The 5635-nt window shown below is 63.8% G+C and carries 5 protein-coding genes and 1 pseudogene; 4 read left to right on the top strand and 2 right to left on the bottom strand.

From position 1 onward, the window contains the following. Both AC1DWI_RS12230 and gatC read right to left on the bottom strand, forming a co-directional pair. Positions 1-234 (bottom strand): annotated as a pseudogene (locus AC1DWI_RS12230) (Asp-tRNA(Asn)/Glu-tRNA(Gln) amidotransferase GatCAB subunit A); the annotation flags it as partial. Positions 235-242: 8 nt separating this feature from the next. Then, positions 243-542, bottom strand: coding sequence for an Asp-tRNA(Asn)/Glu-tRNA(Gln) amidotransferase subunit GatC (gatC, locus tag AC1DWI_RS12235; protein WP_477670255.1), 300 nt, complete (start codon positions 540-542; stop codon positions 243-245). A 282-nt stretch (positions 543-824) separates the two neighbouring features. On the opposite strand from gatC, the gene AC1DWI_RS12240 reads away from it, so the two are divergent. The 4 genes from AC1DWI_RS12240 to mrdA all read left to right on the top strand — a co-directional run. Further along, the gene (locus tag AC1DWI_RS12240) at positions 825-1868 is read left to right on the top strand and encodes a rod shape-determining protein (RefSeq protein ID WP_457281706.1); all 1044 of its coding nucleotides are present in this window, start codon (positions 825-827) and stop codon (positions 1866-1868) included. A gap of 58 nt (positions 1869-1926) precedes the next feature. Continuing rightward, the gene (gene mreC / locus AC1DWI_RS12245) at positions 1927-2847 is read left to right on the top strand and encodes a rod shape-determining protein MreC (protein ID WP_457281705.1); all 921 of its coding nucleotides are present in this window, start codon (positions 1927-1929) and stop codon (positions 2845-2847) included. A gap of 19 nt (positions 2848-2866) precedes the next feature. Continuing rightward, positions 2867-3385, top strand: coding sequence for a rod shape-determining protein MreD (gene mreD, locus AC1DWI_RS12250; RefSeq protein WP_457281704.1), 519 nt, complete (start codon positions 2867-2869; stop codon positions 3383-3385). Between the two features lie 190 nt (positions 3386-3575). Next, positions 3576-5635 (top strand): penicillin-binding protein 2 (mrdA, locus tag AC1DWI_RS12255; protein WP_477724918.1); only part of this gene is annotated, 2060 nt, incomplete at its 3' end.

Raw genomic sequence — 5635 nt, forward strand, 5'->3', positions numbered from 1 at the left:
GTGCCCGCCGCGACCGGCACCGACACCGGCGGCGAGGCGGACATCGGCTGCCCTGGCCTGCGTCAGCGACACGTCGGGGCTGGTGGCCAGGAAGGCGCCCAGGTTTTCCTGCCGGATCCGGGCCAGAAAATGCTGCGTGACTTCAACGCTGGAGACTTCGCCGGCGGCCAGTTTGGCGGCCAGCTGGGCAACGCCCAGGTCGTGGAGGTCAGAAGAAGCGGAAGAAGATTTCATGGCGCCGCTCATTCGATCACCTTGGGCACGAGGAAAAGGCCGCGCTCTACGGCGGGCGCACTCACCTGGCTGGCTTCGCGCTGGTTGGGCTCGCTGGCGACATCTTCGCGCAGGCGCAGGGCCACTTCACCGATCACGGCCGCTGGATGGGCCAAAGGCTCCACCCCTTCGGTATTGACGGCTTCCATCTGCTCGACCAGGGCGAAAAAGCCGTTGAGTTGGGCCAGGGTGTGCTCGGTTTCGTCGGGGCGCAATTCCAGCCGCGCCAGGTTGGCGACGCGGGCGATGTCTTGGGGTGTCAATGCCATGGGGTAGGGATKAAGGAAATACGGGAAAAATAAACCAGAAAACAGGGGCTGAAACGAGGTGTAAAGCTGAAAAAACAGGCAGGCTAAAGCTATTGATCTATAGGGGATGCGTTATTATCCCGCCTTTGGTGTGAAATCAGGGTTGGATGCGGGCTTTAGGCGTTTTTTAGGTGCCGGAAGCAGATTTCAGAGCGCCTCTGGCTCAACTTCCCCATAATTGCTTGATCAATAAAAAGGCGATGGAGCAACGAAGTTTGCTCATGCTCAACCGGACTCCTGCATATGTTTGAATCATTCCGTCGGTACTTCTCCACCGACCTGGCCATTGACCTTGGCACCGCCAACACCCTGATTTTTGTACGCGACCGCGGTATTGTGCTGGATGAGCCCTCTGTGGTCGCCATCCGCCACGAAGGCGGCCCCCAGGGCAAAAAAACCATCCAGGCCGTCGGCCACGAAGCCAAGGCCATGCTGGGCAAGGTCCCCGGCAACATCGAGGCCATCCGCCCGATGAAAGACGGCGTGATCGCCGACTTCACCGTGACCGAGCAGATGCTCAAGCAGTTCATCAAGATGGTGCACCCGCGCAGCCTGTTCAAGCCCAGCCCGCGCATCATCATCTGCGTGCCTTGCGGCTCCACCCAGGTTGAGCGCCGCGCCATCCGCGAAAGCGCGCTCGGCGCCGGTGCCAGCGATGTGTACCTGATTGAAGAACCGATGGCGGCCGCGATTGGCGCGGGCCTGCCCGTGTCGGAAGCCAGCGGCTCCATGGTGGTCGACATCGGCGGCGGCACGACCGAAGTCGGCGTGATTTCGCTGGGCGGCATGGTCTACAAGGGCAGCGTGCGTGTCGGCGGCGACCGTTTCGACGAAGCCATCATCAATTACATCCGCCGCAACTACGGCATGCTGATCGGCGAGCCCACCGCCGAGGCCATCAAGAAGAGCATCGGTTCGGCCTTCCCCGGCTCCGAAGTCAAGGAAATGGAAGTCAAGGGCCGTAACCTGTCCGAAGGCGTGCCGCGCAGCTTCACCATCTCCAGCAACGAAATCCTCGAAGCCCTGACCGACCCGCTCAACAACATCGTTAGCGCCGTGAAGAACGCTCTGGAGCAAACGCCCCCCGAACTGGGCGCCGACATCGCCGAGCGCGGCATGATGCTGACCGGCGGTGGCGCCTTGCTGCGCGACCTGGACCGCCTGCTGGCCGAAGAAACCGGCCTGCCGGTGCTGGTGGCCGAAGACCCGCTGACCTGTGTGGTGCGCGGCTGTGGCATTGCGCTGGAGCGCATGGACCGCCTGGGTTCCATCTTCACCTCGGAATAAGCGTCTTCACTTCATGCTGCACGCCGGGCATGAAGCGGGGCCAGCCTGACAGCGAACCATGCCTTTAGGAACCCTCGACAGATCCCCGCCGCCCTTTTTCAAACAGGGGCCTTCGGCGCTGTCCAAGCTGGTGTTTTTCAGCGCGCTGTCGCTGTTCCTGATGGTGGCCGATACGCGTTTTCGCATTACCCAACCGGTGCGCGCCGCGCTGGCTACGGCCTTGTATCCGGTGCAATGGCTGGCGTTGCAACCGGTGCGCGCGGTCAAAAGCAGCGGTGAATATTTCACCACCCTGAACCAGGCCAAAACCAGCAGCGAAGAAGCCGGCCGCAAGCTCGCGCTGCAATCGTTGCGTGCCGGCCAGGTCGAGCAGCTCACGCAGGAGAACAACCGCCTGCGCAAGCTCATGGGCCTGCGCGAGCAGCTCGGCACGCCGGTGATGGCGGCCGAAGTGCTGTACGACGCTGCGGACCCTTACACCCGAAAGGTGATCATCGACAAAGGCATGGCGCAGGGCGTTGACCTGGGCTCGCCGGTGCTGGACGAGTCCGGCGTGCTGGGCCAGGTCACCCGCGTGCATCCGCTGGTCAGCGAAGTGACCTTGCTGGTCGACCGCGACCTGGCCATTCCGGTGCTCAATGTGCGCACAGGCGCGCGCAGCGTGGCCTATGGCGACCCGACCGTTTCGGGCAGCGGCCTGGAACTGCGCTTCATGGGCAGCAACTCGGACGTGCAGCAAGGCGACCTGCTGACCACCAGCGGCGTCGACGGCGTCTACCCGGCCGGCCTGCCGGTGGCCAAAATCAGCCGCATCGAGCGGCGCGCGGAATCGGCGTTCGCAAAAATTTTCTGTACACCGCAGGCGCTCGTGACGGGTGCGCGGCACGTCATCGTGGTCAAGCCCGGCACCGGCCAGATCCCGCCGCGGCCCGACGACACCCCCGAGCCCGCGCCCAAGAAGAAGGGGGCTTCGAAATGATCATGCAGGGAGTGACAACATGATCATGCGATCAGGCCAGCAGCTGCTGCTGCCCGCCAACCCCGTCTTCATCTGGTGCAGCCTGATCGCGGCGCTGCTGCTGGACATGCTGCCCTTGGGCCGCGTGCCGTGGATGCCCGACTTCCTGGCCCTGGTGCTGGTGTTCTGGAACGTGCACCAGCCGCTGCGTGTCGGCATCGGCGTGGCTTTCATGTTCGGCCTGGGCATGGACGTGCACCAGTCTTCGCTGCTCGGTCAGCATGCGCTGTCGTATACGGCGCTGAGCTTTTTTGCCACCATGATCCATCGCCGCCTGCTCTGGTTCACGGTGCCGTCGCAGGCCTTGCAGGTGCTGCCGCTGTTTGCGGTGGCGCATGGTGTGGAGCTGGTGATCCGCATGATCGGCGGCGGTATTTTCCCGGGCTGGATCATGCTGCTGGCGCCGCTGATAGAGGCCGTTCTGTGGCCGGTGGTGAGCGTGCTGCTGCTGGTGCCGCAGCGCCGTGCACCCGATCCTGACCAGAATCGACCACTCTAGATATGGCCCCCACGGTCACTCACTTGGTGTGTTCCCTGCCCCCCGAGGGGGCCGCCCGCCTGCGGCCTGGCGAAGCCGGTTCCACGGCTCATGCTGGCCTTTTTCGGCTCGCTTCGCATCGCCTCTTTCTTTTCAGAGGTAAGCGGACGGGGTTGTGGGCACTTTCCGGCGGCTGTAGAGTCACACGGCCATGACTGAACTGCGCAACGTTGAAGCCGATTTGTCGCGCTTTCGCGCGCGGGTGCTGGTGGCCAGTTTTGSGGTGCTGTGTGCTTTTTCTCTGCTGGCGGCGCGGCTGGTGTATTTGCAGGTGTACCGCCATGCCGACCTGAACGAGCAGGCGGAAAGCAACCGGACGGCCATCGTGCCCATCGTGCCCAACCGGGGGTTGATCCTGGACCGCAATGGCGTTGTGCTGGCCACCAACTATTCGGCCTACACGCTGGAGATCACGCCTTCCAAGGTTGACAACCTGGAAGAAACCATTGCCGCACTGGAAAAGGTGGTCGACATCCAGGTGCGCGACAAGCGGCGTTTCAAGCGTTTGCGCGAAGAATCCAAAAGTTTTGAATCGCTGCCCATACGCACGCGCCTGACCGACGAGGAAGTCGCCCGGTTCGCGGCGCAGCGTTTCCGGTTCCCGGGTGTGGACATCAAGGCCAGGCTGTTTCGCAGCTACCCGTATGGCGAGCTGGGAAGCCACGTGGTGGGCTACATCGGCCGCATCAACCAGGCAGAAAAAGAAGTCATCGAAGGCAGCGAAGACGAAGGCAACTACCGCGGCACCGACTACATCGGCAAGCTCGGCGTCGAGCAGAGTTTTGAGCAGCAGCTGCACGGCACCACCGGTGTCGAACAGGTCGAGACCTCGGCGGGCGGCCGCGCCATGCGCAAACTCGCCAGCAACCCGGCCACGCCCGGCAACACCGTCATGCTGTCGCTGGACATCCGCCTGCAGAAGCTGGTGGAAGACATGTTCGGCGACCGGCGCGGCGCGCTGGTGGCGATGGACCCGAAGACCGGCGACGTGCTGGCGTTTGTCAGCAAGCCGACGTTCGACCCCAACCTGTTCGTGGACGGCATTGACACGGAGAGCTGGCAATACCTGCGCGACTCGCTGGACAAGCCCCTGCTCAACCGCGCGCTGCGCGGCACCTACCCGCCGGGCTCCACCTACAAGCCCTTCATGGCCATGGCGGCACTGGAAACCGGAAAGCGCTCCGCCAGTTTCATCGTCAACGACAACGCCTCCTGGAGTTTCGGCGGCCACGTCTTCCGCAGCCACGGCGACATCGCACTCGGGGCTGTGGACATGTACCGCGCCATCGTGAAGTCCAGCAACGTGTACTTTTATTCACTGGCCAACGAACTCGGCGTGGACGCCATGCACGACTTCATGCAGCCGCTGGGCTTTGGGCAAATCACCGGCATCGATATCAGCGGTGAAGTCACGGGCGTGCTGCCCAGCCAGGACTGGAAACGCAAGGCCTATAAAAGGCCGGAGCACCAGAAGTGGTACCCGGGTGAAACCATTTCGCTGGGTATCGGGCAGGGCTACAACACTTTCACCATGCTGCAGCTGGCGCAGGCCACGGCCGTGCTGGCCAACAACGGTGTCAAGCACAGGCCGCGGCTGGTGATCGGCACGCAGGACCCGGTGACGCGCGTGATGCACCCGCTACCGGCCGATGCGCCGGAAAACCTGGGCTACAAGGCTGAAAACATCGCGATCGTGCGCAAGGCCCTGGTCGGCGTTACCCAGGAAGGCACCTCGGCCCGCGTGTTTGCCGGCGCGGGTTACCTGAGCGGCGGCAAAACCGGCACGGCGCAGGCGGTCACCATCGGCCAGAAAGACAAGTACAACAGCAGCAAGATGGAAGAGTACCAGCGTGACCACGCTGTTTACATGGCGTTTGCGCCGGCCGAAGACCCCAGGATCGCGCTGGCGGTGATCGTGGAAAACGCCGGCTGGGGCGCCGGGGTGGCGGCGCCGATTGCACGGCGTGTTTTTGACTATGTGCTGCTGGGCCAATACCCGAGCGAGGAAGACATGGTGGCGGTGCAGAAGGGGCTGGCGGCAGCGCCCATCGGCAAGCCGCGTCAGGCCGCCGACGTGGCCGGCCAGCTGTCGGCCGGCGCAGCAGGCGCTTCCCCCGGCCCCACGAACGCCGCGGCTGCCGCTGCCGCCAAGGCCAGGACGGCGGCGATTGCGGAGGCGCTCAGCAAGCTGCCGCCGCCCATGGCGGCGGC

The organism is Polaromonas sp. P3_C2 (assembly GCF_056402675.1).